Origin of the sequence: Clostridium akagii DSM 12554 (genome assembly GCF_000686725.1) — a bacterium.
In the GTDB taxonomy this organism is placed as follows: domain Bacteria; phylum Bacillota; class Clostridia; order Clostridiales; family Clostridiaceae; genus Clostridium_I; species Clostridium_I akagii.
Genome location: NZ_JMLK01000018.1, coordinates 48,252 through 66,797, shown reverse-complemented (window position 1 = coordinate 66,797; position 18,546 = coordinate 48,252). Strand labels below are relative to the sequence as shown.

The window sequence follows — 18,546 nt, the reverse complement described above, 5'->3', positions numbered from 1 at the left end:
CCTATTCAACTATATTTTATATCTTCAAAACAATAGTACACCTTAGAGTTAACTCCAAGTCAAGAAGTTTTATGAATTTTTTTGTGATAGATGTTCCAACTCACTAAACGCTTTTATAAATTCTTTTACTCCATAATTTTCAAATTCCACTTCAATCATCATCTCATCTTCTTTAAGAATTTTTCCTGTTCCATATTTCTTATGTCGCACCTGTTTTATAGATACTGGATTTACAGATTTCACTGGAGCTTTCTCTTGCTTTTCTTCAGTTTTTGCCTGCTGAATCTGTTTCTTAAGTTCCTGTAAATTCACAGCCTTGCTTTTCACTGTATCATCCTGAATTAACTCTTGAGGTATCAAATGAATATACAAACTCCCTCCAGGCGTTGCTCTATAATACTCAGGATTTATATAATAAGAAAGTTCCAAATGATCTTTTGCCCTAGTAATTCCAACAAAAAATAATCTTTCTTCCTCTTCTTCCTCTTCCATACCACTTGATCTTAACGGAATCAAACCGTAATTAATTCCTATAATAAATACATATGAAAACTCTAACCCTTTAGATGCATGTAATGTCATAAGCTTAACGGAATCCGTATCACAGTGTATATCTTTCTGCAATATATTTGTGCCATGTAATGCAGAGGAGTTTATAAAATCACCAAGACCATTAAGAACTGTGGTTTCGTTTTCCTTCACATATTCCATAATAATATTAAGCAAAGCAGAAATAGATTCCTTATCTTCCATATACGTAGCTGCAGTTGGTCTAATATACTTATCAAATTCAAAATAATTATAAATTTCATCTGTTTTCATAATCTCAGGACATTTATTATTGAACTCATACATTTTTGTAAACAGGTCAGATTTGGCTATATGCTGACCTTTCACTATTTTTCCCGCCTCTTTTTCCGATATTCCCTCACCATAATTCTTATTACTAAGAACATATATTCCAGATGACAAATCATTATGATTTAAGGAAAAGCGCAATAGTTTAATCATCCAGTTTAACACAGGAATATCACGTATTGTTTTTTTGAAAGATACTTCATAAGGAATCTTATTTTTTAAAAATACATCTTCAAAAACCTGGGACTGATTTTGTAGCCGGTAAAAGACTGCAATTTCGTTAAATGGTACGCCTAAATTATGTATTTCCCGTATTTTATCTGCCAGATAACATGCCTCATTGAATGGATTATATTGTTTTTTTACTACAATTTTATTCCCAGTTTCTCGTATTCCCTTTAAGCTGTTTCCTTTTTTCAAAAAACACCTTGCCACTTCTAAAATCGAACTGCTGGATCTATAATTGATTGGAAGCGAAAGTTCTTTTGCATCATATTTCTGCTTGAATGTATTAAACACATTCAAGGTACTTCCACGCCAACTATAAATAATTTGGTTTGGATCACCCACTGCAAATAATCTAGTACTAGCACCTTTTAATTTATCAATGAAATAGAGCTGCAACTGATCACTGTCCTGAACCTCATCAATAATAATCCACTTGGGTTCTATGTTGTAATCCTCTAATAATTTATTTGCATTTATTAGCAAATCTGAAAAGGACATCTTGTTCTGTCTCGTTTTTTCTTCTTGAAGCAATTGAACTAGCTGAAATATATCATCGTTATATGGTGAAATCTTTTGTTCTTCTTCCATAATAGACATTGCCAGTTCAAGTCTTTTTTTTAACCTATTTTTATATTTGATATGAAGCTTTTCTTCTTGTATGATTTGCATAGCAATATCTAATTCTTCCCCCGGATCTATTACCAGAAAATCTTTTGTATATCCTATTTGATTAGCAGGCAATACACTCTTAAGCAAATGAAGTGCCACACTATGAAATGTTCCAAATCCTTCTAATTCTTCTGCCATAATACTATTATCAGAACCGATTAATCTTTCTTTGATTTCATTGGCAGCTTTATTAGTAAATGTTAGTACAATCATATCTTTATAGCTTACATTTTTAGCATAATGAATGTATACAATCTTTGAAATTAACACTGTTGTTTTACCGCTTCCAACATTTGCATTTACTAAACAAACATCACTTTCATCTAATACTGCTTCTTTTTGGTATTTATTTAGTTGTTCCAATTTTTTCTCATAATGCATGAATTCCTCCTATTCTACAAGATTTTCATATCTTTTCTGTAATTTATTTTTCACATTTGTTCTGTCGTCTTTTGTATTTTCAAGTCTTATTTTTAATTCAATCACTGCAGGTGCTTCTGTATAAAAAGAAATAATATTTATTAAACTTCGTTTATTGTGTTCTTCCATTACCCATTCTTTATAAAAAGAATTATGCAAAACTAATGTTATAACGTTATTCTCTATTTCTACCTCTGAAATTGCACTTAGGAATGCTCCAAATGCATCTCCACTTTCCTGCATGTATTCACAGAATTCTTTCCATGTTTCCTGCAACTCTGCAAATTGGAATGTTTTTTTAATAAAAGTTGATGGTGCATATTCCACTAATTTGACGCCTTTAGGAACTGGTAATTCTTCTAATAAATTCTTTAGTCCCCACAAAACCATGCCTTTATCTAGTTTATAATCTCCAATACATGCCGCGCAACCACTTTCGCATCTACATCCACTGACCATATTAATAGCATTTTCAATAATCTTTGCAGCAAAATCAAATATTTTTTCTGCATAACCTAGGCCTCCTATATATTTATCATAAATAAACATATATACTTCATCAGAAAAATTTTCACTTATTTCTATTGCATTATTGGTGGCATTAGCTCCAATATCTTCCTGTTCTGTCATCGTGACCATCATTGCCGCATTTTTAATTGCATAACACAATCCTTCAAAATGATTATTTCTTATAAACTTGCCATTTTGACTCTCCTGAAGCAGTGTTCTATATACCTTTACAACATTGCAAGGGATTTTTATCCATGTACTTTCTGTATCATAATCCTTTGACAATGGTTTTTCCAATTGTTCAAAGCCTAAGTTCTGATGATTGTGAAATTGCAGTTTTTTATACATATAAACCATTTCATCAACATTTACGTCGCCAAAAGCAACTTTTGTGCGCTTATAATCCATTTCCTTACTACCTTGAATAATCCTGATATTTGTATTACTTCCCGGCATTGTATAATAGTTTCCATCAAAGGGTATAACAAATGCAGTTCTACTTTCCAAATCAAGTTTTATTACCTGATACTGAATGCCTCCATGCATATAAATTGCTCCACTATGAATTTCCCGAAATGCCTGCATTTCATCCATTTCTGTAATTTCTTTATTGTTTTCCTTATTAATTAGTTTATATCTAGATTTATCAATATTTCTTAAACTGAAATCTCCTGCTGGGAACGAATTTCCAGACCATGCAAACTTACCACCAAGACTTGTTAACTCATTTGCTCTGATTAAAACTGGAATTGTTTCTCCTAAATCCGGAAAAAGCGAAATATCATCTAAAGTTAAGGGGATTTCTGCTGCCGCTGCACGTATATGTGCAAGTTCTATCAAAAGATTATTTTTATCAATCACTGCATTTTCACTGCCATTTTCAAATAGCCAATCCGGATTAATTGCAATATACTGATCAAAAGGCATACAATCAAGTATTAAATAATTTGTGCATTCTTTTCCACTTCTACCTGCTCTCCCTGTCTGTTGCCAAAAAGACGCTCTAGTTCCTGGATATCCAACAAGTACTGTGGTATCAATTTCTCCAATATCAATACCAAGTTCTAAAGCATTGGTAGATATAAGTCCACTTAAAACTCCTGTAATCATTTTATTTTCAATTTCTTTACGTTCTAATTGGGTATACCCACCCCTGTATCCAGATATCTGATCCGTTAAAGATGCTCCAAAAAACCTTTCCGATTCTAATTTGTCCCTGGATTCTTTTAATATCACTTCAACGTTTCTTCTTGATTTGGCAAAAGCAATAAAAGTGTTACCACTTTCTACTAAATCCGGTATTATCTCTGCTGCAACTGAGGTTGTCTGCACTTGTCCATAATACTTTTTATCAGCTCCCATAATCTTTGGTGGTTGTACAAGCACATATTTTCTCTGCGTAGCCGGTGAACCGTCTTTATAAATTTCAATAAATTTTTCTCCACAGATTTCCTCTGCCAGTTCCACAGGATTTGCTATAGTTGCTGAACTGCATAGATATTGCGGTGATGAATTATAATATCTGCATACTCTTTTGAATCTTCGAAAAACATTAGCCAGATGAGAACCAAATGCTCCTCTATATGTATGTAGTTCATCAATCACAACATATTTCAAATTAGAAAATATAAAATCAAATCCAAATTTACTGTGGTTTGGCAAAAATGCACCATTCAGCATTTCTGGATTGGTTAAAATTATATTGGCACTTTTTCTAATTCTGCGTCTTTCATTTACTGTAGTATCTCCATCATACACACCTGCTGAAATCCTGTTTTCTCCAAAATACTCCAAATAAGGCACGATGGCACGATATTGATCACTTGCTAATGCTTTGGTTGGGTATATAAAAATGGCCCTTGCCAGTGGATTTGATAAAATTTCTTGAATAACTGGTAATAAGAAGCTTAGAGTTTTTCCACTTGCTGTGGATGTAGTTATAACAATATTGTTATGTCTCATAGCCTTTTCAAACATCTCAGCCTGGTGACAATATAGTTTCGTAATTCCTTTCTCAGAAAGGTAACTACACAAATCATATGATAAAGTACTAGGAAAATCCACATACTTTGCTTGTCTTTTAGGTAATGTTTTATTGTATATGCTTAAATCATATATATTCATTAATATTTCTCCCATTTTACTAAAGTATTTTATAATTATATACCAAAGTAAATGTAATTGTTAGTATACGATTTTGCAGCTTTAATTTCAATTCCAGCATTTTTATTGACATAAACAATAAAATGTGCTATTAATTATTTGTAATTAAAGCTTACTTTAGCTCTAATTACATCACTGAACATTAGGAGGTCTATATGAATTATACAATCGGTGAAGTTGCTAAAAAATTTAAATTATCACCATCAACTCTGCGTTACTATGATAAAGAAGGACTTTTACCATTTGTTGAACGTAAAGATTCCGGCATTCGAGTCTTTTCGGACAACGATCTACAATTGCTTGATATTATTGAATGCCTAAAAATGACCGGAATGCCAATTAAAGATATTAAAATATTTATTGATTGGTGTATACATGGTGATACTACCCTTCAAGAGCGTTATAATATGTTTATGGAACGTAAGGAAATAGTTGAAGAACAAATGGCTGCCCTCCAAAAAACTCTGAGCACCATTAATTATAAATGCTGGTATTATAAAACTGCACTAAGTGCTGGAACTGAGAAAATCCATCAAGATATAAAACCAAGGTCTTTACATTAATCTAAAAATAATATAGTATATGCATATACATATATTGAGTTGGAGGTAATTTATGTGCAGTTTAAATTCATTGGATAAGGAACATATAAAAAATTGTGCCTGCGGTAATCTTCGGAAAACCACCCGAACTATTACACAATTTTATGATAAAATACTTCAACCAACTGGTCTACGGAGTACTCAATGCTTATTATTATTGGATATTTATTTGAATGAAAATATTTCTGTTTGTGACCTTGGAGACATTTTACTCATGGATCAAAGCACTGTAACAAGAAATATTCAATTGCTTAAAAAGAACGGATATATTAACATTAAAAAAGAAGAAAAAGACTGCAGAAAAAAATCCATATCCATAACTGATAAGGGCATTAAAATAATAGAGGTGGCTACTCCACTGTGGAATGAAGCACAGAATAAGATAGAGAACGGTATTGGCAAAGTACGATTTGAAGAATTATTAAAAAGCTTAAAGGATATTGAAGTTTTGGTGAAGTGAATTTTATTTAGGATAATATATACATATAACTGTTTCCTATTTAAATATTTAAAAGACCAAAATTAGGCATCTGGTCTTTTTAGTTTTTCTTTTTTTGCAAACATTCTCTCTTCATATCCATAAATTTTTTTATCCAGACGTTTAAGCGTTTCCTGCCTTTCTTTAATGTCTTCGGCAAGCCGACTACGTTGTTCTATCAAAAGCTCTTTTCTAGCTTTGATTGTAGAATCCCCCTGCTGAGACATGGTTATGTACTCTACTAATACTTCAATGGAAAGTCCTGCACCGCGCATACATTTCATAAAATGGACCCAATTACAATCTTCTTCTGTATAATCCCTGATTCCGTTCACATTTCGATTCACTGGTGGAATCAAACCAATTCGCTCATAATACCGTAGCGTATCTGCTGATATATTGTATTTTTGACTTACTTTTGAAATCATCATATAAAAATACCTCCTTCACTGAATGAAATTTGTAAATATGGTTTTGCTCAGCACTTAAATATAATCAGTTTCCTTTTCTCCAAGACGAAATACTTTCCACCCTATAAATGATACGGACCAAACTATTATAAACATTACAACTAGAATACGCCCCATTATATTAAAATCCAAGTTCTGAAGCCATAGCCATACACCACTGTTAAGATTACGTTCCTCAGCTATTACCTGAACTACTTCTATTATACCAATAACTCCTGCAGCTAGTATTGAAAGACCTGTTATAGTTAAATTGTAATATACTTTTCTTAGTGGGGAAGAAAGCACCCATTTGTAAGCCGTACTCATAAATATTCCATCTAAGGTATCCATAGTAGTCATACCTGCTGTAAAGAGAATTGGGAAAGATAAAATTGCTATCCATGGAACCCCTTGATTAACAGCTGTTGCTGAAGTGGCTAGTACTGCTATCTGCGTCGCAGTATCAAAACCAAGCCCAAATAAAAATCCTACTATATAAACATGTCCATTTTTAGTTATGATATTAAGTAAGCGATTTATCAAGGCACCTATGAAACCCTTATTTGATTCTTCATCAATCTTTTCATGATAATCCCCATGACGCATACTTCTAAAAGTAATTATAATATCTTTTAACATAATTAAATTTATTATTGCAAGAAGAAGTAGAAAACAACCAGAAATCAAGGTAGCAACAACGCCTCCAACTGCATTAAACTTAGGAAGTGCTTTTTCTGCCCATCTCACTGCAAAAATTGTTAATAGAGCCAAAATAATTACTGTTGTGGAATGTCCAATTGAAAAGAAAAAGCCTACGCCCTTAGTCTTTTTACCCTGCCCAATTAATTTACGAGACATATTATCAATAGCGGCAATATGATCTACATCAAAAGCATGCTGAAGGCCAAAAGTATAAGATAATACGGCCATTCCTAAAATCTGAGGATACCTAACTATATTAGAAAAAAGAAGTATTCCTCCTACACAATATATTGTAAAAACCATAAATAAATATTTTGAGGCTTCTAAATATCCATTCTTTGAGTTTGCTAACAAATTTTTGTTCATATTTTATCCTTTCATAACTGTATTTACTGAGCCAGATTAATAAAAAAAATCAGTAAATAAAATTATGAATAAAAAATCAGTTTAAATATATTAATTTTATAACACCCTCCCTATCAATCGTAGAGTTTGAAAGCGTAAAACATAAGCAGGTCTCCTGACTTGGAATCATTATTTAAATTTGCCTTCCCAGTTTCCCAGTGGCTATTATATTTAAATTCATCTTTTACAGTGGCGTGACCGTTCAGGATTCTCACCTGATTCCCTTTTAATTAATCATTATTGATTAAACTTATTCTTTTAGATTACTATGGTTTAGTTTTCTTGTCAAAGTTTTATGGATTATTTCTTTAATAAAACTTTAAATTGTAGCTCATGAATAAAAGTATATTTAATAATGTAGCTATTGAATATAAACACATGTTTTGGTAATATACTTATAGGTTTGATTAAACTATCTATAATTAGTAACTTATGTTAAAATGACATATTTCATTTAAAAAGTGTAAATTTTTAAGGAGGACTTTAAAACATGAAAATTATCAATCTAAAGAAAAAATTAATATTTTTTTCTCTGCTTATGGTGGCTCTGCTAGCAGTTGGATGTTCAAGCTCATCTAAAACAAATTCAAGTAATGGTACAACAAAAGCTAATACTTCTTCAAGCTCTAAATATAAAAGTAAATACAGTGAAAAAAAACCTATCGTAACTATTGAAATGGCTGATGGTGCAGTAATCAAGGCTGAATTATACCCTGACATTGCTCCTAAAACAGTAGATAATTTTATAAGCTTAATACAAAAAGGTTTTTATAATGGCTTGATATTTCATAGAGTAATTCCAGAATTCATGATACAAGGTGGAGACCCAACTGGTACTGGCGGCGGTGGACCTGGATATACCATCACAGGAGAATTCAAAAGCAACGGATTTAATAATCCTCTAAAACATACCCGAGGAATTCTTTCTATGGCAAGAACACAAGAACCAAATTCAGCTGGCTCTCAATTTTTTATTATGGTAAAAGATAATCCTGGGCTTGATGGTGACTATGCTGCTTTTGGAAAAGTTACACAAGGTATGGACGAGGTTGATAAGATAGTAAGTATAAAAAGAGATGCAAATGATAAACCTTTAACACCTCAAACAATGAAAAAAGTTACTGTACAAATACAGTAGCAGATGGACTTTTCAGAAAGTAATTTGGATACTAATGTATCGACTTTTTTGATGGGTTAAACTCATAGTCATATTTTTTATCATATATCACTACTATATCCATATTTCTCCTTATATTATTCTTTGTTAGTCAAACAATTTAGTACTCTAAAAAGTAGTATACCTAAATTTGATAGCTTTGAATCCTGTTATAATCATGAGAATGATTATAACAGCCAAAGAAATAACAAATAAAATCCATTTTATAATCGTCATTAAATTAGATATGCTTGCAACTGCCATAAACACTTTAGGATAGTTAAGAAGCATTATTAAAATAGTACAGTTTTCCAGGTAATCAAAAGCACCTCTAGCATAGGGGAGTAGGTTTATTTTTTGTATTTTCCCACTGATGGATAATTTCTTAAGAAAATACGTGATAATGCAGGAATGAAGGATCATCGTCGAAAGTGAAACCACAAAATCAATAAGTAACCATTTAATATAAAACTATCGTCCTAAAACTCCTAATCTTTTGATAATATCATATGCTTCACCTTGACTATAGCTAAACTTCATATCCAAGGGTTGAATTCCGTTACTGATTTCTTTAAGTCTAGCTGTACCTGTAACATTATTAGTAGACAGATATCCCATGAATAATAGAACTCCAATGAAAATCAAGATATATTTTTTTGTTGAAACCTTTAACATATCAGTTGATAATTTTGATAAAAATCTCCCCATAATGCTCCCCCTATGTAAGTAATTTTTTTGATTTGTATTCAAGGCTTTACTCAGATCAGACCCCTTTGGTGAAGGCTACTATACGTAGCATGTTCCCTTCCTTCTTTATTCCGCAAAATACTTTTTTTAAAAATAGGCTTTAAGGATATGGAAATAATTATCCGCATAATTAAATTCTGAAAATGATACTTATTCCCACTATTTATGTCCATTGTCATTTTTCTTCCCAGGTCATGAGCTTTATTCATGTCAGCAAGACTTTCACTAACTCTTCTTTCGACTCCTTTAACCATAGTGTTTACTCCTAGAAATCCCGAAACGTAACTCCTTTGAAATATTCCCAGCTTAAATACTCCAGTAAGACCCTTAGCTACTTTTTTTGATGAATTGCCGTAGGATGTAGATATTCCCGCACCATACTTCCCGCCAAGCAAAGAGGCATACATGGTGTAAGGTCCCAATCGTTCAAAAAAACACTTCATAATTGCATTATGTTCCATAGCATAGGTTGGAGACCCCAAAATAATTCCATCAGCTTCATAAATAAGTTTTCTAATGGCTTCAAAATCGTCAAGTACAGGACATTTCCCCTTGGCTGTACAAGTTAAACACCCTGTGCAAAATCCAAGCTTATATTTGGGAAGGAAAATTTCCATTACTGATGCACCTTCTTCTTCAGCACCCTTAAGTGCTTCTCTCACAAGTGCAGCAGTATTTCCATTAAATCTTGCACTGCTTATCACTCCAACTACTTTAATATTTTTTTTCATATTTGCATCTCCTCTTACCATATATACGCGCATAACGTTGTAATCTGCCTATTTGATCAACAAGTATGTATAACCATACTCTTCCTATTTGTTGACAGGAAAAAAATAATATCATATAATATTCGTATACATGTTGTCTACAGATGTTACACGTTGTAACCAAATTATACATCATGTTTATCACAGTTGTCAATCAAGAGGAGAAAATTTTATGGATATTATATCTAGACGAGAAAAAGAGAAAAAGACAAGAGAAGAAGATATCATAAATGCTGCAGAAAAAATATTTACTATAATGGGATTTAACGGAGCTTCAATGGAAGAAATAGCTAGAGAGGCCGAGTTTACTAGAAAGACGGTATATCAATATTTTACAGATAAAGAAGATTTGTATTTTGCAGTGGTAGTTAGAGGATTTAATCGACTTATATACTACTTTCATGAGGAGATTAATGATGGTTGTAGTACCGGCTTTGAAAAGCTTGAGAGTTTAGCATCTGCTTATTATCGATTCTATAAGGATTATCCTGGTACTTTGCAGTTAATGAACTATGTTGGATATATAAAATCAAAAAATCAAAATGTAACCCAATATCTCGAATTCAATAAGTTTACTGACTTACTAGCACAGGAGGTTCTAAATGTTATTGATGAAGGTAAAGCAGACGGAAGTATACGTACAGATCTTGACACAATGAGTGTAACTTATTCTGCTGAATTTTTAATAACAGCATTTTTTAACATGCTTTCTGTGTCCGGTAAAACATTTACAAATCATTTTTCACTCAATCAAGAAGATTTTATCTATCTCAATATGAGTTTATTATGCGATATCTTTCGTGCGAAAAAATAACATGCTTTCTGTGATTTGCTAGTATCATACCTTTTTTTAAAATGTGGGTATGGTACATATGAGTAATTGTAAATTGATGTACTACTTTTATCTCAAATATTAAATAGTTTTTTTACAAACATGAACCTTATATTGTTTAAGCGGTAAATATCACACCACTTTCCTCTAATTTCTTTTTTGTTTTTTTGAATTTGTTATAATTTCCAATACCAACAAGTGATTCATTAAATAAAATTTTATATTGATTAGTTATTCCATCAATTGCTGAAGCACCTACACAGTAATTACCATCTACACCGACTAACTCAAGTTCGCTTGCATTTACCTTTTGTAAATAATCCAATAACTTTTTATTAGAAAAACAACTTGCCTTTCTTTTTTCAAACACATTATCAGATATAACAGAAAGTCCATTAACTAATTTTTTTGGTTTTCTCCCAATTTCCCAAAAGAATCTATTTACAATGTAAATCACTGATTCTTTAGGATATTCAAAAATTTTATCATTGATAGAATGTATCAGTTTCTTAGAATCATAAGGATACATTTTTACATTCCGAGAATCTCCTACGTAGTCTTCCTGCATATCTATAACTAATAAATATTTCATTAAACCCATCAAACCACCTTTTTAAATTACTATTTGTCTGTGTATTTTTCTTCGCATTTTTCAACGATTCCTAAGTAACTTAAACTACTAATTTTTTCAGTAATTCTAACAGTTGATTGTGACTAAATTTATGAAAAATCCTTCCTATTACCTTATCTATATTCGATTAAACTTTAATAAAGATAATAAAGCCTCAAGGGTTAGGATTCCCATCCATTCATTCTTAGCAATTTCCCATTCTTCTAAATACTTGTCCCACTGCCATGTAGTCAATACTTTACCATTTTCTTCAAGTCCATCTATTAAATAATCTAAATTTTGATCTATGAATTTACACTCAATTCCAAAAAAGTTCTTAGAATCTAAGTTTATAAATTTTAATGGTGTCGGTACATAATTTATCCACTCAGATTGGTTTATGTTAACTAATTCAGAAACAGCTAATTTTAGTGTATCTACAATTTGGCTAGAAAATTCTTCGTCTAGAGTATTATACATATGAATATAACTTATTATTTCATGTTCTGAGTTAAACTCTGTACGATTATTTAAATTAGTTATAGCATAATTTCTTAAAGAATCAATATCTAGTTTATTGAGGTATTTTTTATATTTATAAACATACCCTATCAATTCAGCAGTAGGATTTCCCCATGAATAATCAATAACTGTCATATTTATATCATTTCTAAATTCCCACCAAGGTGCATGAGGATAGTTGTTAACAATACTAGGAACACTATACCAACCATTTCTATTACTATCAAAAGTCGTCTCAAGATATTCAACAGCCTTTGCAATCATATTTTGTGCCCTATCACTATTATCTAACTTGCTCAAATGTCTTAAACCAATCGATGTTGCCATTGGTGAGGACTTTATAAGTTTAAAATCGGGTTCTATACCTTTACCAAAACCTCCATCTGTATTTTGAAATGCTTCCAATGAATCTAATATATCTTCACCACTTGAATCATTAAAATAATAATTGAATATAGCTTTTTCCAATGGTCTAACGTCTTTATTCATATAGCTATTTAATTGTTCAAAAAGAGTTTTTGATAACTTTTTCATTTTTATTTCTCCTTTTTTAATTAAACTTATTTACCTTACATAAGCGATCTAATTATCTTTGATTTTCACTATATTTATCAATTGAACATTAATTTTGGGGACTCCCTGTTATATGGATAATTAGAATTTAGTTATCTATAAACTCATGGATATATGAAACAACTTCTTCGTGTTTCCAATAATCTGCATGGTCAATTCCCTTAAATTCTTTTACTATTGCATTTTTGAAATGTTTTGAAAGTGCTTGTGGGATTTTCTTGTTTATTGTTTTGTCACCATCTGATGTAATAAGTAAAGATTCTTCTTGGATGTTTGTAGCATATGTTTTTGCATCAATATTGTCTGTAACAAATATTCTAATTGGCCCAAAGAAGACAGGTATAATTTTATTGTATAAATCACAAATATCACGATAGCCAGCTATCAATACAAGTTTTGAACATTTTCTTTTTGAAGCAAGATATGTTGCAATTCCTGATCCATAGCTATATCCCATAATAACAATATGCGAAGTGTCCACATAATCTTGTTTGATTATGTAATCATATAGCTGCAATGCAGATTCTTGCATTGTCTTTAAATTCATCCTCCCTTTACTTTCTTGAGTTCCTTTATAATCTACACAAGCAAAAATGTAATCATTAAATAGCTTCCCATAACTCAAAGCAGCATTATATGCAATTTCGCCAGAACCACCAAAATAAAGTATAGTTTTCTTTTTCTCATGAAAATTAACACTTCTTACATATCCTACGAGCGAATTACCAATCTCAATTTTTTGAACAGTTTCTTCAGTCTTACCATTTTGTTTTGCACGCTTATAAAAAGAATAACTTATAAACCGCATTATATAATTGAAACCAATTCCCCCAACAAGAATCCAAAACAATACTTTCAAGATTATTTTTATCCATATTGACATTATCATTACCTCGATAATTTCCGATTTATTCGGTTATTATAAACATTTTTATAACGCATTTTCACTATTTTGTCGCTTCATAAATTAATTTATCTATAATTAAAAACCAAATAATTAAATAATAATTTTTTTATATACCTAATAAGATTAATTCACAACCGCCAATTATTTAAATAATAATTCAGATTTAAATACTATTACAGCATTTCCTGAAATTTTAACCTCCATAGGTTCATTATTTTCTATAATTACCTCGACTTCAATAATACCCGAACGTTTTATAGCCTCACCTTGTTTAGCTTTAAATAAAAATATATAATTATCATGATTGATCAATTTATGGTGAATCAAATATGCGCCCAACGGACCGTTGGCATTTCCAGTTACAGGATCTTCATTGATACCTATAGCCGGAGCGAACATTCTACCGTGAACCAAAACATCACTATCCTCGGAATCCACTGTAAAAACATAATATCCATTACATTTAATAATATTGCTCAATTTAGAAAGAGCATCGTAATTAGGTTTTATTTTATTTAATATTGCAATGTTTTTTATACCAATCATAACCTTAGAATGACCTGTTGAAACTACCTGAATTGGATAACTTTCTAATAAATCTTCATCACTTATATTCATTGATGATAAAAGGGTATTCCTGTTTATCCCTTCAATAATATCGCCAAATTCAATTTTGCCTTGCGTCATAGTAATTTTGTAATCTTTATTTTCTTTCACTATATTAACAGGCAAAACGCCTGCACCTGTCTTATGATAAATTTTTGAAGTGTTAAGTTCATTTTCAATAGCATAAGCATAGTAAGCAGCAATAGTTGCATGTCCGCAAATTGGTACTTCATTTGTTGGCGTGAAGAATCTTGTATGAACATCATACTCATTATTATTTGAAGTAAAGATAAAAGCTGTTTCAGAATTATTAAGTTCCCTAGCTATTTTCTGCATTTCCTCTGAAGTTAACCCATCAGCATTTGTTATAACTCCGGCTGGATTCCCAACAAATTTTTCCTTTGTGAATGAGTCTATTTGGTATAAATTATATTTTTTTGTCATGATTTTACCCCCTAGTTATCTTAAATGTATATCTTCCTAATGATAATATTATGCAAAAAAATATCCAATTACTGGACCAACAAAAATTGCTAGATAGATAAGTGTAATCCATGGCTGATAATCAATGTAGAATTCTTTGAAAGAAAGACTCCAAGGATGCTTAATTATCACCCAACCAAAAACATCAAATACAATACAGAGTCCTGCCCATATTGCACCAGTAATAAGAGCATCTTCAAAACTTGGCGCAGATAAACCTCGCATATATAACCAACCGAATACGGAAAAAAGAATAATATTATAAAGTGGGTGCCAAGGTTTTGTTTTTTCATATCCATCACCCATGCTTTTTTCGTCCATCCGACTCATTTTTAACACATAAATATTAAATACTGTGTGTATAACTCCAATAATTGTAACTATAAAATAGCAAGTCCAAAACCATAACATTGACATTCCAAAATTCTTCATGCGTGCCTCCTTAAGCTCAATATTATTTGCAATACAATAATTAATTTTCACCAACTATGAAAGTTATATGATTCTAACGTTTAAGTGCTAATTTCTTAAATTCTTTATATTAGTCATGAATTTTTTTTAATACATTGCATGCTTGTTTTATCCTAATTATATCAATAATTATAACAGATAATGGCTTTTCCAAAGTAGATTTAAAACTTATAAAATCAATAAATATCGGGTTGGAAAGATGCAGTGGTGAGTATATGTTAACATTATATGCGCAGTTTATATTTGCTCATAAGTATTCTTCAATAGTAATGCATCTTTTTCTACTAGAGGGCCTTCTAAAATTATACATCCTTTAACGTTAAAATCCTTTATAGCCTTTAAGCATTCTATATAATTGAAGTCACTTTCTAATAAAGAAAGATGGTTTTTCTCACCTTTCTCATTATAATTTATTCCCCCAATGTGAATATGTAGATCGTCCAGGGCGACTCTGCCCAGATTATTAAGCACGTATTCTAGTATTTTCGTAAATTCATCATAACCCTTCAAACTACCATTTCCTCTTGCATGTATATGAGAGAAATCAATACACAACTTACATGATTCTACCTCTTGGCAGAGTGACACCAATTCCTCAAGCGTACCAAATTGTGTACCTTTCCCGGTAGTTTCAAGCCTATAATCTATACCCTTATATGGAAGTTTCAATAGGTTCTTTTTTATAGTATTATACGCATCTTTCTTTGAATCTTTTAAATAGAAACCTAGATGAAATATTAAACTTCTCCCCTCAACTTTTGATAATCCCTCCACTGCCTTTATTATTCTTTCCAGTGATTGTTCTTGCTTCTCAGTTTCATCAGCATTTAAATTTATATAGTGAGATCCGTGGGCCGACAAATAAAATTCATTATCTAATTTAGTTTTTAGTATTATATGTTTGTTTTTATCTGTTACATTTACATTTCTCACAAAAAGAAGTTCCATTGCATCAAGTCCTATTGATTTTATATATTCAATACCAGAAGCATAATCAAATCGCCTTGATCCATCACCTATTGGCAAACCTGATATGCCAAATAATAATCTATCCATATTTCTTTCCTCGATTTCAACCAAGATTTTAAGATTATTATATGCAAATTGAGTACTTTATACAATAAACATTAAAGAAGCTATTGACAAATTGCTGCATCTATTATATAGCGATAAAGTTAATTAAATTCATCTGCATCACAATAAACTTTTTACGGCTCTCTTTAAAACAGTATCCCAAGGTCTTGATTCAATCACTCTAATACCATTCTGATTACAAGTATCTGCTATCCACTTTCCATATGCAATGCTTATTTCTGCTCTATAATGTTGTAAATCTCCACCTTCTCGTGACAAATAATTCTTCAATATTTGATTTATGTCTGATTCATTCACAAAAATAGATTTTACCTCTGGATTATCGAAAGACATTGTAAATTCGGGATAAATAAAATCGCCTTCAATAATAATAGGTAATTTATCTTCAATATGCCTGTTTACAAGCTCTTGCAATATTGGAATCATTTCTTTGCTTACATCAATCAACCAGTTTACATTGCCATCGATTCCGATATTTTCCCAATTTACACTAGTATTCCAATAGTGTATTGCAGGAAAGCTTTCCTTTGTTGTAACTGTTTTTACGGATATGTGAACATCATCTACTTCCAACACATTCACACCATAGAATCGAGCGATTTCATAAGCTATGCTTGATTTTCCTATTCCTGAAGCCCCACCAATAAATAAAACTGTCCAGTTTCTATCATTATTCACTTGTTGACCTCCTCTACAAATTACTATAATAGATAGATATACATTAATTGTTTTATTACAAAAATATCATTATTTCTTTTTAGGAAATAGCTTGTCTTTATAGTAAGAGTCTGCCTGATATATTGCTCCTAATGGATTATGTGCTAAAACTCTATCTTTTACTGCAAAAACTGTTATTGGAGCTTCTGAATATTTTATAAACAAAGAATCATGTCCAACACATAAGCCCAAAACAATATTTAAATCTGTTTTAGCTTCATTTAAAAAATCCGCTTGCCCTATTGGATTACACATTGGTACATTTGAATCTACATCAATAAAATCTTTTGATATACCTCCATTTTTACAAATTACAGAATTTACAGTAAATCCATTATAACTAAGAACTTTACTTAAAATCTTAGCTTCATTAGATAACCCAACACAAAATGCAATTCCTATATTTTTATACTGACATCTTTTAGCAAAATCTATTGTTTCTTCTAATCTCGTCTTCTCACCATATCCATCACTCACAACTAATGCTGATGCTTTAGCAATTTTAAAATTTTCTTCATCTTTATAAACTTCTTTAATTTTTTTCATTTTATCATCAAGACTTGGACAATTTTTAGGTGCTTTGTCCAGTTCTTTTTTATTACAAGCATGAATAGAACATAACGCACAATTATACATAAAAACCCTTCTTTCATATAATCTTTATAATTATTTAAATACCATAATTAATCCCTCTTCTAGCTGTTTCTATATCTACAGTTCCCCAACCTACCATTTTTCTCAATTTAATGTATTGAGCAATATTGGGTAATTTTTCGATGATTTTTAAATTCTCCATTTGTTTCACCTCTGTTTTCTCAACAAATTTGTATGTTATCTTAGATATATTTTAAAGTAATTTAAATAATTCCTTTAAATCTTTAATCTCATAATCTGGTTTTAACCCAGTTTTATTTTCTTCTCCTATTGAATTATACCAACAGGTGGAAATTTTATAATTTATTCCACCTTGAATATCAGAAGTTAAAGAATCTCCAACAATTAAAGTTGTCCCTTTATTAGCATGTCCAATTTTATTAAAGGCATAATTGAAAATTCCTATATCAGGCTTTTTATATCCAGTTTCTTCTGATACTATTATTTGGTGAATATATTTATTCAGTGGCGAATTTTCAATTCTTGAAATCTGAACATCTTTAAATCCATTGGTCAAAATAGCGATTTTGTATTTAGTAAAAAGATACTTGCATACCTCCTCCGCACCATCTTTCAAATAAGTGCCTCCTGCAAGTAAAGAAAGATATATTTTACTAAACTCATTATAATCAACTTTTTCTTCATCATTTTGAAATAATCTTCTGAATCTTTCAATTCTTAAATCCTCAAAGCCAATCTTATCATTCTCATAATCAGCCCATATTTGTTTATTTATCATTCTATATTTTTCCAGCTCAACCTCTTCCACATATTTGATATTAAAATAATTGAAGGCTTTTTCTAGTGCATTTGCTTCTGCCATATCATAATCAAATAATGTACCATCAGCATCAAGTAAAATCAACTCATAATTCATAACGATTCCCCCTTGTAGTTTATATAACCAATTGTTATTGCC

20 protein-coding genes and 1 riboswitch are annotated in these 18,546 nt (G+C 30.9%); of the genes, 4 read left to right on the top strand and 16 right to left on the bottom strand.

From position 1 onward, the window contains the following. Positions 1 to 69: 69 nt before the first annotated feature. Positions 70 to 2,136 carry an ATP-dependent helicase gene (locus BR66_RS0110910; protein WP_026882978.1) on the bottom strand — a complete coding sequence of 689 codons (2,067 nt, stop codon included), beginning with the start codon at positions 2,134 to 2,136 and terminating at the stop codon, positions 70 to 72. Between the two features lie 9 nt (positions 2,137 to 2,145). Beyond that, a complete protein-coding gene (locus BR66_RS0110905) occupies positions 2,146 to 4,809 on the bottom strand; it encodes a DEAD/DEAH box helicase (RefSeq protein ID WP_026882977.1) in 2,664 nt (887 codons plus the stop codon). Between the two features lie 194 nt (positions 4,810 to 5,003). On the opposite strand from BR66_RS0110905, the gene BR66_RS0110900 reads away from it, so the two are divergent. Together BR66_RS0110900 and BR66_RS0110895 are read left to right on the top strand one after the other, a co-directional pair. Beyond that, positions 5,004 to 5,411, top strand: coding sequence for a MerR family transcriptional regulator (locus tag BR66_RS0110900; protein ID WP_026882976.1), 408 nt, complete (start codon positions 5,004 to 5,006; stop codon positions 5,409 to 5,411). Positions 5,412 to 5,463: 52 nt separating this feature from the next. Next, complete coding sequence (locus BR66_RS0110895; protein WP_026882975.1) at positions 5,464 to 5,910, top strand: MarR family winged helix-turn-helix transcriptional regulator; 447 nt, start codon at positions 5,464 to 5,466, stop codon at positions 5,908 to 5,910. A 62-nt stretch (positions 5,911 to 5,972) separates the two neighbouring features. Here the strand turns inward: BR66_RS0110895 and BR66_RS0110890 are convergent, their stop codons facing one another. Further along, a complete protein-coding gene (locus BR66_RS0110890; RefSeq protein WP_026882974.1) occupies positions 5,973 to 6,359 on the bottom strand; it encodes a MerR family transcriptional regulator in 387 nt (128 codons plus the stop codon). A 54-nt stretch (positions 6,360 to 6,413) separates the two neighbouring features. Further along, positions 6,414 to 7,445: a HoxN/HupN/NixA family nickel/cobalt transporter gene (locus BR66_RS0110885; protein WP_035796026.1), complete on the bottom strand. Its 1,032-nt coding sequence runs from the start codon at positions 7,443 to 7,445 to the stop codon at positions 6,414 to 6,416. 127 nt (positions 7,446 to 7,572) lie between these two features. Further along, a riboswitch (cobalamin riboswitch) is annotated at positions 7,573 to 7,753 on the bottom strand. Between the two features lie 407 nt (positions 7,754 to 8,160). Here BR66_RS0110885 and BR66_RS0110880 point away from each other — a divergent pair. Beyond that, on the top strand, positions 8,161 to 8,622 hold the full coding sequence (locus tag BR66_RS0110880; protein ID WP_242841148.1) for a peptidylprolyl isomerase: 462 nt from the start codon (positions 8,161 to 8,163) through the stop codon (positions 8,620 to 8,622). Positions 8,623 to 9,111: 489 nt separating this feature from the next. On the opposite strand, the gene BR66_RS0110875 is transcribed toward BR66_RS0110880, so the two are convergent. Beyond that, positions 9,112 to 9,348 carry a hypothetical protein gene (locus BR66_RS0110875; protein WP_026882971.1) on the bottom strand — a complete coding sequence of 79 codons (237 nt, stop codon included), beginning with the start codon at positions 9,346 to 9,348 and terminating at the stop codon, positions 9,112 to 9,114. Between the two features lie 50 nt (positions 9,349 to 9,398). Next, on the bottom strand, positions 9,399 to 10,118 hold the full coding sequence (locus BR66_RS0110870) for a flavodoxin family protein (protein ID WP_026882970.1): 720 nt from the start codon (positions 10,116 to 10,118) through the stop codon (positions 9,399 to 9,401). Between the two features lie 211 nt (positions 10,119 to 10,329). Between BR66_RS0110870 and BR66_RS0110865 the strand changes: the two genes are divergently transcribed. Next, on the top strand, positions 10,330 to 10,971 hold the full coding sequence (locus BR66_RS0110865; RefSeq protein ID WP_026882969.1) for a TetR/AcrR family transcriptional regulator: 642 nt from the start codon (positions 10,330 to 10,332) through the stop codon (positions 10,969 to 10,971). A 136-nt stretch (positions 10,972 to 11,107) separates the two neighbouring features. On the opposite strand, the gene BR66_RS0110860 is transcribed toward BR66_RS0110865, so the two are convergent. The 10 genes from BR66_RS0110860 to BR66_RS0110815 form a co-directional block, all read right to left on the bottom strand. After that, on the bottom strand, positions 11,108 to 11,590 hold the full coding sequence (locus BR66_RS0110860; RefSeq protein WP_242841145.1) for a cysteine hydrolase family protein: 483 nt from the start codon (positions 11,588 to 11,590) through the stop codon (positions 11,108 to 11,110). A 147-nt stretch (positions 11,591 to 11,737) separates the two neighbouring features. After that, entirely contained in the window at positions 11,738 to 12,655 is a 918-nt protein-coding gene (locus tag BR66_RS0110855) for a prenyltransferase/squalene oxidase repeat-containing protein (RefSeq protein WP_026882967.1), read from the bottom strand. 127 nt (positions 12,656 to 12,782) lie between these two features. Beyond that, on the bottom strand, positions 12,783 to 13,577 hold the full coding sequence (locus BR66_RS0110850; RefSeq protein WP_051624194.1) for an alpha/beta hydrolase: 795 nt from the start codon (positions 13,575 to 13,577) through the stop codon (positions 12,783 to 12,785). Positions 13,578 to 13,742: 165 nt separating this feature from the next. Next, positions 13,743 to 14,651: a PhzF family isomerase gene (locus tag BR66_RS0110845; protein WP_026882965.1), complete on the bottom strand. Its 909-nt coding sequence runs from the start codon at positions 14,649 to 14,651 to the stop codon at positions 13,743 to 13,745. 48 nt (positions 14,652 to 14,699) lie between these two features. Next, positions 14,700 to 15,122 carry a hypothetical protein gene (locus tag BR66_RS0110840; protein WP_051624193.1) on the bottom strand — a complete coding sequence of 141 codons (423 nt, stop codon included), beginning with the start codon at positions 15,120 to 15,122 and terminating at the stop codon, positions 14,700 to 14,702. 276 nt (positions 15,123 to 15,398) lie between these two features. After that, the gene (locus BR66_RS0110835) at positions 15,399 to 16,217 is read right to left on the bottom strand and encodes a TIM barrel protein (protein WP_026882963.1); all 819 of its coding nucleotides are present in this window, start codon (positions 16,215 to 16,217) and stop codon (positions 15,399 to 15,401) included. 138 nt (positions 16,218 to 16,355) lie between these two features. After that, complete coding sequence (locus BR66_RS0110830) at positions 16,356 to 16,934, bottom strand: hypothetical protein (protein WP_026882962.1); 579 nt, start codon at positions 16,932 to 16,934, stop codon at positions 16,356 to 16,358. Between the two features lie 69 nt (positions 16,935 to 17,003). Next, positions 17,004 to 17,609, bottom strand: a complete 606-nt coding sequence (locus BR66_RS0110825; protein ID WP_026882961.1) for a DUF1847 domain-containing protein — start codon at positions 17,607 to 17,609, stop codon at positions 17,004 to 17,006. Positions 17,610 to 17,643: 34 nt separating this feature from the next. Further along, entirely contained in the window at positions 17,644 to 17,769 is a 126-nt protein-coding gene (locus BR66_RS26640) for a hypothetical protein (RefSeq protein ID WP_278246808.1), read from the bottom strand. Between the two features lie 51 nt (positions 17,770 to 17,820). After that, entirely contained in the window at positions 17,821 to 18,504 is a 684-nt protein-coding gene (locus BR66_RS0110815; RefSeq protein ID WP_026882960.1) for a YjjG family noncanonical pyrimidine nucleotidase, read from the bottom strand. Positions 18,505 to 18,546: the final 42 nt, after the last annotated feature.